The sequence below is a fragment of the Flavobacterium sp. GW823-FHT06G12 genome, from assembly GCF_058794775.1.
In genome coordinates this window covers 142,347-158,044 of sequence record NZ_JBXAHE010000006.1, presented here as the reverse complement: position 1 = coordinate 158,044, position 15,698 = coordinate 142,347, and the positions used below count along the sequence as shown (strand labels likewise).

The 15,698-nt window shown below is 32.8% G+C and carries 15 protein-coding genes; 6 read left to right on the top strand and 9 right to left on the bottom strand.

Annotated elements, in window-relative coordinates; all coding sequences use genetic code 11:
* Positions 1-19: 19 nt before the first annotated feature.
* The 6 genes from AC1Q5Z_RS21195 to recF all read right to left on the bottom strand — a co-directional run bounded on the left by AC1Q5Z_RS21195 (position 20) and on the right by recF (position 5,998).
* Positions 20-529 carry a hypothetical protein gene (locus AC1Q5Z_RS21195; RefSeq protein ID WP_343588409.1) on the bottom strand — a complete coding sequence of 170 codons (510 nt, stop codon included), beginning with the start codon at positions 527-529 and terminating at the stop codon, positions 20-22.
* Positions 530-556: 27 nt separating this feature from the next.
* Positions 557-1,570, bottom strand: coding sequence for a UDP-N-acetylmuramate dehydrogenase (gene murB, locus AC1Q5Z_RS21190; protein WP_492446720.1), 1,014 nt, complete (start codon positions 1,568-1,570; stop codon positions 557-559).
* A gap of 108 nt (positions 1,571-1,678) precedes the next feature.
* Positions 1,679-2,782: a pyridoxal phosphate-dependent aminotransferase gene (locus AC1Q5Z_RS21185; protein WP_492446718.1), complete on the bottom strand. Its 1,104-nt coding sequence runs from the start codon at positions 2,780-2,782 to the stop codon at positions 1,679-1,681.
* Between the two features lie 158 nt (positions 2,783-2,940).
* Positions 2,941-3,987: a glycosyltransferase gene (locus tag AC1Q5Z_RS21180; protein ID WP_492446716.1), complete on the bottom strand. Its 1,047-nt coding sequence runs from the start codon at positions 3,985-3,987 to the stop codon at positions 2,941-2,943.
* A gap of 91 nt (positions 3,988-4,078) precedes the next feature.
* Positions 4,079-4,756 carry a DUF2461 domain-containing protein gene (locus AC1Q5Z_RS21175; RefSeq protein WP_198858387.1) on the bottom strand — a complete coding sequence of 226 codons (678 nt, stop codon included), beginning with the start codon at positions 4,754-4,756 and terminating at the stop codon, positions 4,079-4,081.
* 162 nt (positions 4,757-4,918) lie between these two features.
* Positions 4,919-5,998: a DNA replication/repair protein RecF gene (gene recF / locus AC1Q5Z_RS21170; protein ID WP_343588414.1), complete on the bottom strand. Its 1,080-nt coding sequence runs from the start codon at positions 5,996-5,998 to the stop codon at positions 4,919-4,921.
* A 241-nt stretch (positions 5,999-6,239) separates the two neighbouring features.
* Between recF and AC1Q5Z_RS21165 the strand changes: the two genes are divergently transcribed.
* From AC1Q5Z_RS21165 to AC1Q5Z_RS21140, 6 genes are all read left to right on the top strand, one after another.
* Positions 6,240-7,022 (top strand): tetratricopeptide repeat protein, encoded by a 783-nt coding sequence (locus AC1Q5Z_RS21165; RefSeq protein WP_286965903.1) that lies wholly within the window; start codon positions 6,240-6,242, stop codon positions 7,020-7,022.
* A gap of 78 nt (positions 7,023-7,100) precedes the next feature.
* On the top strand, positions 7,101-7,673 hold the full coding sequence (ribH, locus tag AC1Q5Z_RS21160) for a 6,7-dimethyl-8-ribityllumazine synthase (protein WP_278020500.1): 573 nt from the start codon (positions 7,101-7,103) through the stop codon (positions 7,671-7,673).
* A 165-nt stretch (positions 7,674-7,838) separates the two neighbouring features.
* Entirely contained in the window at positions 7,839-9,779 is a 1,941-nt protein-coding gene (gene mutL / locus AC1Q5Z_RS21155; RefSeq protein WP_492446714.1) for a DNA mismatch repair endonuclease MutL, read from the top strand.
* Positions 9,776-10,588 (top strand): rhomboid family intramembrane serine protease, encoded by an 813-nt coding sequence (locus tag AC1Q5Z_RS21150; RefSeq protein WP_492446713.1) that lies wholly within the window; start codon positions 9,776-9,778, stop codon positions 10,586-10,588. Before mutL ends, AC1Q5Z_RS21150 begins: the two co-directional genes overlap by 4 nt.
* 42 nt (positions 10,589-10,630) lie before the next feature.
* Positions 10,631-11,494 carry a rhomboid family intramembrane serine protease gene (locus AC1Q5Z_RS21145; RefSeq protein ID WP_286965910.1) on the top strand — a complete coding sequence of 288 codons (864 nt, stop codon included), beginning with the start codon at positions 10,631-10,633 and terminating at the stop codon, positions 11,492-11,494.
* A gap of 19 nt (positions 11,495-11,513) precedes the next feature.
* Positions 11,514-12,560, top strand: a complete 1,047-nt coding sequence (locus tag AC1Q5Z_RS21140) for an endonuclease/exonuclease/phosphatase family protein (RefSeq protein ID WP_198858380.1) — start codon at positions 11,514-11,516, stop codon at positions 12,558-12,560.
* A 73-nt stretch (positions 12,561-12,633) separates the two neighbouring features.
* Here AC1Q5Z_RS21140 and AC1Q5Z_RS21135 read toward each other — a convergent pair whose 3' ends face one another.
* From AC1Q5Z_RS21135 to dapB, 3 genes are all read right to left on the bottom strand, one after another.
* On the bottom strand, positions 12,634-13,248 hold the full coding sequence (locus AC1Q5Z_RS21135) for a WbqC family protein (protein ID WP_198858379.1): 615 nt from the start codon (positions 13,246-13,248) through the stop codon (positions 12,634-12,636).
* Positions 13,249-13,354: 106 nt separating this feature from the next.
* Positions 13,355-14,908, bottom strand: a complete 1,554-nt coding sequence (gene lepB / locus AC1Q5Z_RS21130) for a signal peptidase I (protein WP_198858378.1) — start codon at positions 14,906-14,908, stop codon at positions 13,355-13,357.
* A gap of 57 nt (positions 14,909-14,965) precedes the next feature.
* Positions 14,966-15,667 carry a 4-hydroxy-tetrahydrodipicolinate reductase gene (dapB, locus tag AC1Q5Z_RS21125; protein ID WP_492446710.1) on the bottom strand — a complete coding sequence of 234 codons (702 nt, stop codon included), beginning with the start codon at positions 15,665-15,667 and terminating at the stop codon, positions 14,966-14,968.
* Positions 15,668-15,698: the final 31 nt, after the last annotated feature.

The window sequence follows — 15,698 nt, the reverse complement described above, 5'->3', positions numbered from 1 at the left end:
TACAAATAAATTTTTATGTTTAATTTTCAGCAACTTCTTTATCTAAATTAAACAATTTTGAATTTACGCTAAAATAAATAAGGAAAAGTCCAATGATCGTAAAAACAATTCCTTCGATTAAGCATTGTATGGCAAAATCATCTGAAAGCATTACTCTGATTGGTCTAAAAAGAAGTGAAAATATTTCTTTTCTAAAAAACTTTAATCTTAAAAGAACATACAAGGCGATTGCAAGCAAAATAGTGTTTATAGAAGAAAGTTTACGTTTCCAGTTAAGAAATGCAACGTAGAAAATGCCCATTAAAAGAGCAAAAAAGATCCATATAAAAACACTTGGCCAGAAATTGGAAACATCTTCATTTGTAGGGAATAGTCTGTTCCAATTTTCGGATTTTTGAAACTGAAATTGATTTTTCATGCAAATGACTTTTTCTGCAACAGTAAATAAACGCAACTGAAAAATGCCATTAATTAGGAAAATCATTCCTAGAAATTGAACTAAAAGAATTCCTATGTTTAGTTTTTTCATTAAAGATTTAAAAAATGAAGATTATATTTAAATCACATTAACTTCCGCCTCGATCTGAATGCCGAAAGTTTCAAAAACCGTTTTCTGGACTTCTTTCGAAACCGCTAAAATTTCTTGACCTGTCGCGTTTCCGTAATTTACCAAAACTAAAGCTTGATTTTTATGAACTCCAGCATCGCCAAAACGTTTTCCTTTAAAACCCGTTTGCTCAATTAGCCATCCTGCAGGAACTTTTACTTCTGTTTCTGAAACTTCGTAAAATTTCATTTCTGGGAATTTTTGGTGTATTTTTTCAAAATCAGATTTCAATAAAATCGGATTTTTAAAGAAACTTCCACTATTTCCTAATTCTTTTGGATCTGGCAATTTACTTTGTCTAATAGCGATTACAGCATTACTTACATCTTTTAAGGTTGGTTCTGTAATGTTGTTTTTAGCCAATTCAGCCAAAATATCTCCGTAAGATGTATTGATTTTATGATTGCGTTTGGTCAGTTTAAAAATAACCGAAGTAATGATATATTGGTCTTTAGCTTCATGTTTGAAAATACTTTCGCGGTAGCCAAAATTACATTCGGCGTTCTCAAAAGTTTTTATTTCCTGAGTTGCAATATTCATGGCTTCACAAGAAACAAAAGTGTCTTTAATTTCCGTTCCATAAGCGCCAATATTTTGCACTGGAGTTGTGCCGACATTTCCAGGAATTAGTGACATATTTTCTAATCCGCCAAAATTGTTGTCTATTGTCCAAAGAACGAAATCGTGCCAAGTTTCTCCTGCTTGACTTTCGACCCAAACAAAATCCTCGTCTTCTTTTGTGATTTTTTTTCCTTTTAAATCGATATGAATAACCAGCGCCTCAATATCTTTTGTCAAAAGCATATTGCTTCCGCCGCCCAAAATGAATTTTTTCTCGTTTTTGTTTTCTGCTAAAACTGTTTTTAATTCATCAATAGAATGAACCGCAACAAATTGTTTAGCACTGGCTTCAATGCCGAAAGTATTATATTTTTTTAAAGAAAAATTGGATTGGATTTCCATAAATAAAAGGCTTTTTAAGTTCCGAAACTTCGGAAAAATTCTGAGATCAAAAGTAACGATTATAATTTATTTGAGTAGATTTTCTGTAAAAAGACTTTTTTCAAAATTTTACTTTATGGCTTCAATAAATCGCTGCATTTCTTTCATTGTGCCAATAGTAATTCTAGTCCATTTTCCGTTTTCTTCGTAGATTTTTGTTCCTTGTATATTATGGGCTTCTAATTGCTTGAAAAAATCTTTTTTATAATTGTCTAAAGAAAAATAAATAAAGTTTGCGTGCGAAGGAATGCATGTTAAATTTAGTTTGGTAAGCTGGTCGATAGTATATTTTTTTACTTCTTCATTTGCCGTGTGTACTTGTTGAATAAATTTATCGTCATTTAGCGATGCTATCGCCGCAGCTGTAGATACCACACTAACAGACAAATTAGGAGAAGATTTTAAAATGCTAAGTTCTTCAATTGTTGACGAAGATGCAACAGCGTAGCCTATACGGGCACCGGCTAGACCGTACATTTTTGAAAAAGTTTTTGTAACGATTAAGTTTTTATTTTCGATTACAAGATTACTTAATGATTTTTCTTTTGTGAAATCAAGATATGCTTCGTCTACAAAAACAATTGCTTTTTTAGAAGCTTCTTTTACAAAAGAAACTAGTTGCTCATAATCGCAAATTGTTCCTGTCGGATTATTGGGATTACAGATATAGATCATTTTTGTATCAGAATCAATTGCTTTTAGCATTGCAGTTAAATCATGTTTTTTATCAGCAGTTAGCGGAACTGTGATTTTTTTTAACCCTAATTTCTCAGAAGGAAATGTCCAATAATTAAAGGTTGTTTCGGCGAGTATAAAATTGCCTTTTTGTAAAGCAGTATATTGAAGAACCAAGTCTAGAATTTCTGTTGAGCCAGCGCCAAGTAAAATATTCTGGTTTGAAACATTGTTTTTTGTAGCAATAAGTGCAATTAATTCGTCTGAAAGATTCCAGCCATATCGATTACTATTATTTATGCTTTTTTGCATGGCAGCGCGAGCAAGTGGAGAAGGGCCGTAAGGATTTTCATTTGATCGTAATAATATGGGCGATTGGTCTAAATCTGGAATTATATAAGTTTCTGATGGAGTATTTGCGAATGTTTCAAATTGGCAGAGGCCTAATCCAACTGCAACTAAACCTATTTGTTTTAACCAGTTTCTTCTATTGCTCATATTACTAAAGAATTAAATTAGACAATTTGTTTTGGTAATATGTCGTTGAGTTTTAATAAAAGTTACGATGTAGTTTTTACCGCAAAGACACAAAGTTTGCGCAAGGAGCGCTAAGCTTTGTGTTCTTTGCGCAGATCTTAGCGAACTTTGCGGTTAAATTATTTTCTAGAATCAATCAATTTATGATATCGATCAGCGATAACTTTCATATTGATGTCATAATTAGCATTTTCTTCCACAAATTTTCTATTTCGAATAATAGCCTGATTTCGAGATTCAGAATTTTCAAAAGACCAAATTAATTCTTCGGCCAGCATTTCGATATTATCAATTGTAATTAATTGACCATTTTCTCGATGCGTAATCCAACTTTGGTTTCCGGGAATGTCTGAAACAACTGGAAAACAATTAGAGGCCATTGCCTCAAACAAAGATGCAGAAACACCTTCGGTAATTGGCATGCTGATATAAATATTCGATTGTTGTAGTAATTTTGGAAGTTCTGTATTCGGGATTCTTCCTGTAAAAATTACTTTATTTTCGATTTGAAGTTCTTTAGATAAATCTTTTAAATACTGCAATCTTGTTCCGTCGCCAACAATTGTCAAAGAAAAGTCAATTCCTTTTTGATGTAAAATTCCAAATACTTTTAATATACAATCGTGTCGATATTCAGGCATTAAAGAACGCGTTACAATAGCTTCAATTTTATTTGAATTGTTTGTGGATGGACTAAAAAGCGATAAATCAATTCCTTTTGGAAGTATTAAAACTTTATTCATGTCAACGCCACTTGCTTTCATGTGAATTGCCATAACTGGTCCCCAGGCATGAATTAAATGCGCTTTTTTGAAAGCATATTTCTGAATGAATTTTTTAAAAGGGTATAATTTAGATTCCTCAGGCCATAAATCGGTTCGGCCTTGCTGTGCGATGGCAATAGTTTTAGATCCAGATAATGCCGCAAGAAAACCATAACTGGTTGTTCTTTCTGCAATAACCATATCTGGTTTTTCTTTTTTAATGATTTTTCGAATAGAAAGAGGAGAGAAGAAATACTCTAAAATACGCTTGAATCTATGATTGTTAGATGTTTGAAGTTCCCAAGTGACAATTTCAAAATCGCCAAATTCTTTGAGGCCTTTCATCCAAGTGATAGCATCGGCGCGATAAGATTCTCCAAGAAAAAGTATTTTCCTTTTCATTCAGTAAATGAGTTTTTGTCGCCGCGAATTTCACAAATTTTCACTAATTAATTCGTGTCAATTCGTGAAATTCGTGGCGTTTTATCTTTTTCTAGAATTCTTCAGTGTCTAAAGCTCGGTTTATAAATTCGTTTAAAGGTTTTAGAGCAATCAATTTCTGGCTTATCTTTTTTACAAAGTCTTTCTGAGTAACTTCGGAGATGTCATATTTTTGAGTTGCCGTAAAACTTTTCAGTTTCAAAAACTCAATTGCTGGATGGTCTTTTTCGTAACCGCGAGGCATGCTTTTTAGGGAATTGTTCTCGTTTATATCTAAACTTCCAAACTCTTTTTTGAAGTTTTTGTCATTTAAGATTTCCTGTAAATCATCGTAGAAAAAAGCAATTTCTTTACGGACTTTTTTCAAATCTTCAGATTCGGGAGAATAAAATCCGCCGGCAATAAAACTTGCTCCTTTCTCAATATGTACATAATATCCTGCGCGGTTTAAACCTTTTGTTCCGCCAGACATCCAGATTCCTAAATGCGCTTTGTATGGAGATTTGTCTTTTGAGAATCGAATGTCACGATTAATTCTGAAAGTGCAATTTTTTACTTCCAATAATTCTAGTGAAGGATCAAGCGGTTTCATTGCATCTAGAAAATCGCTTACCAATTGATGATAATCTTTTTTGAAAACTTCGTATCGTTTTTTATTTTCTTGAAACCATTCACGGTTATTATTCTTTTTTAAATCGTCTAAAAATTGCAATGATTCTTTCGCTAACATATTCTGTGTTTTTTGATTGCAGTTACTTTTTTTCTAATCCGTTTTTTTAGTTTGCCACTAATTGCACGAATTTACACTAATTTGTTTTCTTATTTAGACACAGATTAAAAGATTTACACAGATTGAATCATTTTAATCCTTGCAATCTGTGGCAAAAAAACTTTACAAATTAAATATCTTATAAGTCTGATGTGTTGATTTTACAATCGCTTCGGTTCTTTCGGGATGAGTATCTGAGATGAAAAGTTGTCCAAACGTCTCGCTGTTTACCATTTCTATGATTTTAGCAACACGCGTTTCGTCTAGTTTGTCAAAAATATCATCAAATAAAAGAATAGGTTTTACACCACTTTGTTTTTTCAAGAATTCAAATTGTGCCAATTTTAAAGCAATCAGAAAAGATTTCTGCTGTCCTTGCGATCCGAATTTTTTTATCGGATGTGAATCAATTTCAAAAGACAAATCATCTTTATGAGTTCCAACGGTTGTGTAATGCAACGCTCTGTCTTTATTGATGTTTTCCTGTAAAAGTGTCAAAAGATCTTTTTCGAATAAATGGCTTTCGTAAACCAACTGCACACTTTCTTCAGATCCTGTAATTGCTTGATGATGTCTATTAAATATAGGTATAAACTGCTCTAAGAAATCTTTTCGTTTTTCAAAAATCGATTTTCCGTAGCCTTGCAGTTGTTCGTTATATATAGATAAGGTATCGTTGTCAAAGACATGATTGAGAGCAAAATATTTTAAAAGTGCATTTCGTTGCGTAATTACCTTTTGGTATTGTATTAATTCGTGCAGATAAGTCGCGTCTAATTGCGAAATCACGCTGTCCATAAATTTACGACGTGTTTCACTTCCTTCAATAATCAAATCGCGATCGGCTGGCGAAATAATTACAAGCGGAATAAACCCAATATGATCTGAAAATTTATCGTAAGGTTTTCCGTTTCGCTTTAAAACCTTTTTTTGCCCTTTTTTTAAACTGCAAACAATCTGTTCTGTTCTCTCATTTTTTTCGAGTTCGGCATCAATTACAAAAAATTCTTCACCGTGTTTGATATTTTGTACAGCAAGCGGATTAAAATAACTTTTTCCGTAAGCTAAATGGTAAATAGCATCGAGCACATTGGTTTTTCCAATGCCATTTTTACCCACAAAACAGTTGATTTTGATGTCAAAATCAAAACTTGCTTCAGAAAAGTTCTTATAATTGAATAATGAGATTTTGTTTAAATGCATTTTTAGGGACTCCAAGTGTAAAATTCACCGTTTTTGAACAGTAAAAATTTGAGGCTGCAAATTACCGAAAATTATCGATATAATTGGCTTTAGGGCGATTCTCAGCCAATTTATTTTAGCGCTTCCGCGAAAGTACAAATCACAAAAGAAAATATTTCTTTTAAAATAGTGATAAAATTGAAATTTTTTACGTCATTTTCAATAAAAATTTTATTTTTGCCGTTCACTAAATAAATTTTAAATGGCAACTTACAATAAAAGAGGATATAAGACACCAAAAGAAAAGGAAGTAAAAGAAGTGGTTACTGAAGAGCAACAAGTAGTTATTGACGAAAAAGACAGCACAACAGCTGGAGTTTTCTCAAAATTAGATGAAACGGCTTCAAGAACTGAGGATTGGGTGGCTAAAAATCAAAAAATCATTATTGGTTTAGTTGCTGGTATCGCAGTTGCTACAATTGGATATTTGGCTTATCAAAAATTTATTGCAACTCCTAAACAAGAAGAGGCTGCAAGTGAAATGTTTGTTGCGCAACAAAACTTTGAAAAAGCTGTAAACGGTGTTTCTAGCGATTCATTATTCAAATTATCATTAAACGGTTCAGAAGGTAAATTCGGATTTATCAAAATCGCTGACGAATATTCTGGAACTGATGCTGGAAATTTAGCAAACTACTATGCTGGTATCGCTTACTTGAATACTGGTAAATTTGATGAGGCAATTAAATATTTAGGTGAATTTAAATCTGAAGATGTAATCTTGAGTGCATTAGCTAAAGGTGCTACAGGAGATGCTTATTCTCAAAAAAATCAGCAAAAAGAAGCTTTAGATTTTTATGTAAAAGCTGCTGAGTCTAACAAAAACGATTTTACAACGCCTCGTTTCTTATTAAAAGCTGGAAAAACTGCTTTGGCTTTAGGGCAAAAAGAAGATGCTTTGAAATACTTTAATGACATTAAAGATAATTACGACAGTACTCCAGAAGCTGCATCTGTTGATGCTTTGATCGGATTAGCACAATAATTATACTATTTGAGTTCAGTTTTTAGATTTTAGATTCGTATTTTAGCAGTCTGAAATTTAATAACAAAAATAGTACAGATGGCTACTGAAAATAAAAATCTATCAGAATACGATAAAAACACAATCCCAAATGCGAAAGACTTTCGGTTTGGGATTGTTGTTTCTGAATGGAATGATACTATAACAGAAGGACTTTATAATGGTGCTTTTGACGCTTTGGTTGATTGCGATGTTCCTGCTCAACAAATTATCCGTTGGAATGTTCCAGGAAGTTTTGAGTTGATCTACGGAGCTAAAAAAATGCTTCAAACACAAAATGTTGATGCGGTTATTGTAATTGGATGTGTAATTCAAGGAGAAACTAAACATTTTGATTTTGTTTGTGAAGGCGTTACACAAGGAATTAAAGATTTGAATGTTCAAACTGATGTTCCAGTTATTTTCTGTGTTTTAACAGATAATAATATGCAACAGTCAATTGATAGAAGTGGAGGAGTTCACGGAAACAAAGGAACTGAAGCGGCGATTGCAGCAATTAAAATGGCTTATATTCGTCAGCAAGCTTCAATAGCTCACGTTTTTAATCAGCCATTATTAACTTCTGGAGCAATTCAAATTGAAGATTCTCCGAAGAAAATAGAAAACGAATAAGCACATTTGTTTTAAAAAATATTAAAACCTATACTGTGTAATAACGGTATAGGTTTTTTGTTTTTTTTATGATTGTTCTTATTCTAAAAGCCAATCAAAATTTACTAAATTTGTACTTCTTGGTTTGCAAAAACCTAATCTAACTTTTAAACTTATTTTTGCTTAATGTCGAGTATTATTCAATTGCTTCCTGATCACGTTGCTAACCAAATTGCTGCTGGAGAGGTGGTTCAAAGACCAGCTTCAGTCGTAAAAGAATTGTTAGAAAATGCTGTAGATGCGAAGGCAACTGATATTAAATTAATTATTAAAGATGCGGGCAAATCATTAGTCCAAGTTATTGATAACGGAGTTGGAATGACAGTTACAGATGCACGTTTGTGTTTTGCGCGTCACGCCACTTCAAAAATTCGTCAGGCAGAAGATTTATTTTCTCTTGGTACAAAAGGTTTTCGTGGAGAGGCTTTGGCTTCTATTGCAGCGATTGCACACATGGAAATGAAAACGAAACAGGACCAAGACGAACTAGGTACACATATTGTAATTGAAGGAAGTAAATTTGTTTCGCAAGAAGTGGCTGTTTTGCCAAAAGGGACTTCATTTGCGGTTAAAAACTTGTTTTTTAATATTCCTGCTCGCCGTAATTTCTTAAAATCAGATACGGTTGAATTTCGTCATGTTATGGATGAGTTTCAGCGTGTAGCATTAGCGCATCCTAATATTCATTTTAGTTTTTATCATAACGGAAGCGAGATGTATAATCTTCCAGCAGCAGGATATCGCCAGCGAATTGTTGGTATTATGTCTGGAAAAACGAATGAAAAATTAGTTCCTGTAAACGAAGATACCGAAATTATAAATGTTCAAGGTTTTGTATGTAAACCTGAATTTGCTAAGAAAAATAGAGGAGAGCAGTTCTTTTTTGTAAACGATCGATTTATAAAAAGCAGTTTCTTGCATCACGCTGTAATGTCTGCATATGATGGATTACTGAAAGACGGTTCTCAGCCAAGTTATTTCTTGTATTTGCAGGTTCCGCCAAACACAATTGATATTAATATACACCCAACTAAAACGGAAATTAAATTTGATGACGAGCAAGCATTATATGCCATTTTAAGAGCCTCTATAAAACATAGCTTAGGACAATTTAATGTTGCGCCGGTTTTAGATTTTGATAGAGATTCTAATTTAGATACGCCATATCATTATAAAGATGTAGAAGCAGAAGTACCAACGATTCAAGTAGACGGAACTTTTAATCCATTTACTGATGATAAAACCAATCAGCATTATAGTAAAGCTGGTTCGGGGTCATCAGGATATAGTTCTGGTTCTTCTTTTTCGTCTTCATCAGGATCGTCATCTTCTGGATCGTCATTTTCAGGATATTCTAAAAGGGTAGAACCTACAGCAAGCTGGGAAAGTTTATACGTTGGTTTAGATACAGAAAATCCTGAAAGTATAGAAAGCTCGCCTTTTACATTTGAAAATGAAGAAGTAACCTCTTCTTTGTTTGATGATGAAGAAGTAGAACAAGCAACGCAGAAAACCTATCAAATACATAAAAAATATATTGTATCGCCAATAAAATCGGGAATGATTATTGTGGATCAGCAGCGTGCGCATCAGCGAATTTTGTATGAACAATTTTTACTGAACATGACCGTAAATCAAGCTTCGAGCCAGCAGTTACTTTTTCCTCTGGATTTGTTTTATTCGGCGTCAGAAATGAAACTGATAGAAGAATTGAAACCTTCTTTGGAAACTACTGGATTTGTTTTTGACGAAAGTAAAACCGATCATGTTGTAATTTCGGGAATCCCTGTAAATATTACAGAAAGTGAAGTTTCGCAGGTAATTGAGCAATTATTGAGCGATTTGCAAGATGGAATTCCGGCCAACAGTTACAGTCAGAACGATACAATTGCCAAATCAATGGCTAAAAGTTTAGCGGTTAAAACAGGATCTTATTTAACCGAAAAAGAACAAGATAATTTGGTAAACGGTTTGTTTGCCTGCAAAGATCCAAATATTTCACCTTTTCAAAAACCTACCTTCATTACGATGCGTGTTGAAGATATAGATAAAAAGTTTGCCGTATGATGAATATGACTCCAGTAGTTAAACAACTGCTAATTATTAATATTATTTTTTTTATTGGCTCTCAGTTAGTGCCAGTTTCCTATCAGTATTTAATGCTGTATTATCCTGAAAGCGACAATTTTGGGATTTGGCAGATCATTACGCATATGTTTATGCATGCACAATTGCCAAATTTCATGCATATTTTATTTAATATGTTTGCATTGGTTTCTTTTGGATCTGCTTTAGAGCATTTTTGGGGCGGAAAAAAATTCTTGTTTTTCTATATTTCATGCGGACTTGGAGCTGCTTTATTGCATACGGGAGTAAATTATTTGCAAATACATTCTCTTTTAGATTCTGTATCTAATTTGAATTTGTCTAAATCGGATCTTCACGTAATATTAAATGCTGATTATCAATCTCTTTTTGATTCAAATGGTAAAATGGTTCAGGGCGAAGTTTTGAATATTTTAAGCGAAGCACATTGTAATCAAGAGCAGTTTAATATATTGAGAGAAACAAGTTTCATTGTGCAATCGCCTGTTTTGGGAGCTTCTGGAGCAATTTATGGTTTGCTGACTGCTTTTGCATTTATGTTTCCAAATGCTCAGCTTGCTTTGATGTTTATTCCTGTTCCAATCAAGGCAAAATATTTTGTACCTGGAATTTTAGCAATTGATTTATTTTTAGGTTTTAAAGGAAGTTCTTTATTTGGAAGCGGAGGAACTGGAATTGCACATTTCGCACACGTTGGTGGTGCAATTGCAGGTTTTTTAATGATGCTGTACTGGAAAAAAAATCAGTTTAATAACAACCGTTGGAATTAATTTTTAACTTTAAAGTACGAATTCTAAAATAGAAGAATTTTTATGAATATTCTAGACGATTTAAAATTACAGTATAGATTGGGTGGTATTGCTATGCGAGTTATGTATTGGAACGTAGCATGTTTTATTGTATCACTTATCTTTTTCTATCAATTTTCAGTAGGTCAGTTTGCATTTCCAAATTGGCTGGCTTTGTCGTCAGATCCTCAGGTTTTTATGTTTAAACCTTGGACTTTTTTAACGTATGCGTTCTTTCACGACGGATTTTTTCATCTGTTATTTAATATGATGGTGCTTAATTTTGCAAGTACCTTGTTCTTGACTTATTTTACTCAAAAGCAATATTTAGGATTGTATCTTTTAAGCGCTCTTTTTGCAGGAGTAGCTTTTGCGCTAAGTTTTTATTTTTCTAATATCAGCGGTTCTATTGTTGGTGCCTCGGCGGCTATTATGGCTATTTTAGTGGCAGCAACAACTTATTCTCCTTTAATGAATGTGCGATTATTTCTCTTCGGAAATGTAAAACTTTGGCACATAACAGCTGTTATTATAATCTTAGATTTAATGCAGTTTCGTTTAGGAAATATGGGCGGACATATTTCGCATCTTGCAGGTGCTTTCTTCGGATTTGTATATATTAAATTACTCCAGAACGGTACCGATTTAAGTATCATTGTTTCTAAAACCTTAGATTTCTTCGTAAATCTTTTTAGAAAATCTCCTACGACCCCATTCACAAAAGTTCATAAAAATTACAAAAAACCTACAGAAAAAACAACATCAAGAATTGTTACGAAAGACAAAACGCAGCAACAGATTGATGAAATTTTAGACAAAATTAGTCAATCAGGATATGATTGTCTGACAAAAGAAGAAAAAGAGTTTTTATTTAAAGCTGGAAAATAAACTTGTAGGAGAATTAAATATGAAAAACCTTTCTTGGTTTAATAAAATAATGTTCTTTTTGAATATAGTGCTAACTGTGCTTACATTTAGCGTCTATGTTTTACCCTTTTTAGCACCTAAAAGTTTTCCGCTTTTATCGGTGCTTACGTTGTTTATGCCCGCTTTTTTTGTAGCCAACATATTGTTTTTCGTCTATTGGGGAATTCAGTTCAAAAAACGTCTTATTTTATCTGGTTTAGTTTTATTGACAGGTATTACATTTATTAGTAAGTTCTATAAGTTTTCTGCAAAAGAATATGTGAAAGACGAAAAAGATTTTTCTGTTATGAGTTACAATGTTCGTCTTTTTAATGTTTTTAAATGGCTTGATCGCGATGATATTCCAGCAAATATTAAAGCTTTTATAGACGAAAAAGACCCTGATATTTTGTGTATTCAAGAATATTCTAATTCGGCACATTTAGATTTGAAAGTATATCCGCACCGTTATATTTTTATCGATGGAAAAAAAATAAAAACGGGACAGGCTATTTTTTCTAAGTTCCCAATTATTGAAGAAGGAAAAATTATTTTTCCAAAATCAGACAATAATGTAGTTTATGCCGATATTAAGCGTGGAAAAGATATTATTCGTGTTTATAATATGCACTTGCAGTCTATTAAAATTTCTCCTGATGTAAGTGAAATATCAGATGATATTGATAATGTTAACCAAAAGAAATCTCAGCGAATTTATGGCAGAATAAGCAAAGGGTTTAAGCAACAGCAAGAACAAGCTGAGATTTTTAGAGAGCATATAAAAAACTGCAAAACTCCAATGATTATTTGTGGAGACATGAATAATAGTCCGTTTTCTTATGTGTATAGAAGCATCAAAGGAAAATTGAAAGATGCTTTTGAAGAAGCAGGAGAGGGTTTTGGAGCTACTTATAAATTTAAATATTATCCAGCAAGAATTGACTACATCTTTACAGACAATAAAATGAAAGTAAAGCAATTTGAAAGCTTCCCTGATTTCGAAAATTCAGATCATTATCCGATTATGACAAGATTGTCAATGGAATGATTTATTAATTAATCGAAAGTGATAAGTTAAGAAAGATATGAGAATTCATAACTCATAACTTACAATTCATAATTTATACGATTTTCTGTGTTTTTAAATAATCCATTGCAAATTTTCCTTCGTTAAAAAGTAGATCCAAAACACTTAAATTATTAATGAAGCCATGTTTGTCATCAAAAACCTGAGTGTATTTTTCAAAAGAATTAGCATCTTTTTTACCATTTGCCAAATATCTGAAATCGTTAAAATCATTTACTTCATGAAAGTATTCTGCGGTTTTTCCAAATTCCAGTTTCATTCGAAGACATTTAGTTACAACATCTAGAACTTCGAAGTTTAAATCCATCAAAAATTGGTGTTTTTTCTCGAAAATAGGAGCGATATCGTCTTCAAAGTACTCGAAGAAAGGAGAGCTTCTATATGCCGCTTCAAGCGATTTAAAATGCTGTTTCTGCCAATCAAATTCGTTTTCGATCAAAATGTCTTTTGTCTTCTGATGCGTAGCTTTAGAATGCTTAACAGGGATATTTAATAATTGAATTCCGTTTGGACTATAGATATAAGTTCTGTTTCTATTGGTCTGTTTTTGGAAATTATCTTCCATTTCAAAAGTAATACTGTCAGATTGTGCTATAACAGCAAAATGACTGATAGATGGGAAATAAGTTGGAAGTATTAAGGAATTCATAGTATGTCTAAAGTTTTTAAAGTCAAAAGTCAAAAGTCATAAAGTAAGTTTTTGGCTTGACTTTATGACTTTAGACTTTTAAACGTTTGACTGTTTGTTTTTTTAATTATGCTTTATTTTCTCTCCTTTTTTTCCAGATAAAATCTCCTACGAAATAAATAGCTAGAAGTATCAAGAAATATTTAAAGTAAGATTGAGGCTGACCTTCGCCATCTACAGTTGTAAATACTCGGCTCCAGCGAATCTTGTTAATTCCTTTTCCGTTAGTATCCCAGCTCATCCAAATGAATACTGGTTTACCTACGATATGATCTTCTGGAACATAACCCCAATAACGGCTGTCTTCTGAGTTATGACGGTTGTCTCCCATCATCCAGTAATAGTTTTGTTTGAAGGTATATGTTGTAGCAGGTTTTCCATTAATAATGAATTTAGAACCTTGTAATTCTAAAGTGTTTCCTTCATAATTCGTAATAATTTCTTTATAGAAAGGAAGTGATTCATTTGTTAATGCAACTGTTTTTCCAGCTTCAGGAATATAAATAGGTCCCATGTTATCTTGGTTCCATTTGTTGATATGAGGGAAAATATCATTGTTATTTCCTGTATCAATTTTTCTAATTACAGCAGTAACTCCAGGAGTATGTTTGAATCTTTCTGCTCCAGCCTCAGTTAATGAACCCAAGTAAAGTGTGTCTCTTTTTTCGGTTCTAAAACCTGCTGGGTCTGTAATGTCTAATTCTTTGAAGATCGTTTCAAAGTCAATTGGAGTTTTTCCGTCTAAAGCTACAGCGTATGAATACTGTGGTTTTGCTCTTTCTGGTAAAACTAATTTTTTTCCGTTAATAAAAACGTAACCATCTTTTATTGATAAGCTGTCTCCAGGTATACCAACACATCTTTTTACGTAATTTGATTTTTTATCAATTGGTTTAATGACACCAGGTCTTCCTTTTGGCTCAAAGAAGTAATGAACGGTATCGACCGGCCAGTTGAAGACGACAATGTCGCAACGGTTTATTTTTTGAAGGGCTGGAAGTCTTAAATACGGTAATTGTGGCCAGCTTAAATAGGATTTAGTTTTGGTTAAAGGAATAGAGTCGTGGACCATTGGCAAAGCTACCGTGGTCATTGGGACTCTAGGCCCATAGTTTAATTTACTCACAAATAAGAAATCACCAATCAATAAAGATTTTTCTAAAGATGATGTCGGAATTGTGTATGGTTGTACAACATAAGTGTGTACTAATGTTGCTACTATAATTGCAAATAATAAAGAGCTAACCGTATCTGCAGTTTTATTTTCGGGAGTTAATTTACGGTCTTTATTATACTCTAATTTCTGTGTGTAATTGACAACATAAATGTAAAAACCTAAAGTAAAAAGACCTAAAATAGTGTCTAAAGTTGATTTTTTGCCAAAAGTTCTTAAAGTTTCTACCCATATAACTGGAAACATAATCAAGTTAATGATTGGAATAAAAAGCAGTAATGTCCACCATGTTGGGCGTCCAATAATTTTCATTAAAACGATAGAATTGTATACCGGAATTGCGGCTTCCCAACTTTTTCTTCCTGCTGCCTGATATAATTTCCATGTTCCTAGAAAATGAATAATTTGAACGGCTAAGAAAAATACGAACCAAGAGTAAAATGTCATAATATTGTATTTTAAGTTTCAAATTCAAGTTTTTATTAATCTTGAATTTAAGTCAATTTATTGTAAGTTTAATACATCTTTCATTGAGAAAATTCCCTGTTTTCCTGCTAGCCATTCTGCAGCGATAACAGCTCCAAGAGCAAAACCTTCGCGGTTATGAGCAGTATGTTTAATTTCGATGCTGTCAATAGCAGAGTCGTAATTTACTGTGTGTGTACCAGGTACTTCTCCAATTCTTTTTGCTTCAATTTGGATTTCATTTGCTTTAGCTTCTTCCATAGTCCAATTAGCGTAATTGCTGTTTTCAATAACGCCTTGAGCTAAAGAAATTGCCGTTCCACTTGGAGCATCAAGTTTATGAATGTGGTGAATTTCTTCCATCGAAACTTTATAAGAATCGAATTGCTTCATGATTTTAGCTAAATATTCATTTAATCCAAAGAAAATATTTACTCCTAAACTGAAGTTTGAACTAGAAATAAATCCTCCTTTTGTCTCATTACAAAGTGCAATCATTTCGTCATAATGTTCTAACCATCCAGTAGTTCCTGAGACTACAGGCACATTAGCATTAAAAGATGCAGAAATATTACTCACTGCTGCAGAAGGAACACTGAAATCGATGGCAACATGAGCAGTCGAAAGTCCGTCATAGGTGTTAAATTCATCTTTTCTTAAAACTATTTCATGACCTCTTTCCAAAGCAATTCTTTCGATTACTTTGCCCATTTTTCCGTATCCTAAAAGCGCAATTTTCATTATGATTTGTTTTTTGATTTTTTAAATAGAA

What these genes read in the sequence shown, in the direction of transcription:
- recF (WP_343588414.1), bottom strand. Translation starts at nt 5,998, where the DNA reads ATGCATTTAAACAAAATCTCATTATTCAATTATAAGAACTTTTCTGAA.
- AC1Q5Z_RS21150 (WP_492446713.1), top strand. Translation starts at nt 9,776, where the DNA reads ATGATGAATATGACTCCAGTAGTTAAACAACTGCTAATTATTAATATT.
- AC1Q5Z_RS21165 (WP_286965903.1), top strand. Translation starts at nt 6,240, where the DNA reads ATGGCAACTTACAATAAAAGAGGATATAAGACACCAAAAGAAAAGGAA.
- mutL (WP_492446714.1), top strand. Translation starts at nt 7,839, where the DNA reads ATGTCGAGTATTATTCAATTGCTTCCTGATCACGTTGCTAACCAAATT.
- AC1Q5Z_RS21180 (WP_492446716.1), bottom strand. Translation starts at nt 3,987, where the DNA reads ATGAAAAGGAAAATACTTTTTCTTGGAGAATCTTATCGCGCCGATGCT.
- AC1Q5Z_RS21195 (WP_343588409.1), bottom strand. Translation starts at nt 529, where the DNA reads ATGAAAAAACTAAACATAGGAATTCTTTTAGTTCAATTTCTAGGAATG.
- AC1Q5Z_RS21140 (WP_198858380.1), top strand. Translation starts at nt 11,514, where the DNA reads ATGAAAAACCTTTCTTGGTTTAATAAAATAATGTTCTTTTTGAATATA.
- murB (WP_492446720.1), bottom strand. Translation starts at nt 1,570, where the DNA reads ATGGAAATCCAATCCAATTTTTCTTTAAAAAAATATAATACTTTCGGC.
- AC1Q5Z_RS21185 (WP_492446718.1), bottom strand. Translation starts at nt 2,782, where the DNA reads ATGAGCAATAGAAGAAACTGGTTAAAACAAATAGGTTTAGTTGCAGTT.
- AC1Q5Z_RS21175 (WP_198858387.1), bottom strand. Translation starts at nt 4,756, where the DNA reads ATGTTAGCGAAAGAATCATTGCAATTTTTAGACGATTTAAAAAAGAAT.
- lepB (WP_198858378.1), bottom strand. Translation starts at nt 14,908, where the DNA reads ATGACATTTTACTCTTGGTTCGTATTTTTCTTAGCCGTTCAAATTATT.
- AC1Q5Z_RS21135 (WP_198858379.1), bottom strand. Translation starts at nt 13,248, where the DNA reads ATGAATTCCTTAATACTTCCAACTTATTTCCCATCTATCAGTCATTTT.
- AC1Q5Z_RS21145 (WP_286965910.1), top strand. Translation starts at nt 10,631, where the DNA reads ATGAATATTCTAGACGATTTAAAATTACAGTATAGATTGGGTGGTATT.
- ribH (WP_278020500.1), top strand. Translation starts at nt 7,101, where the DNA reads ATGGCTACTGAAAATAAAAATCTATCAGAATACGATAAAAACACAATC.
- dapB (WP_492446710.1), bottom strand. Translation starts at nt 15,667, where the DNA reads ATGAAAATTGCGCTTTTAGGATACGGAAAAATGGGCAAAGTAATCGAA.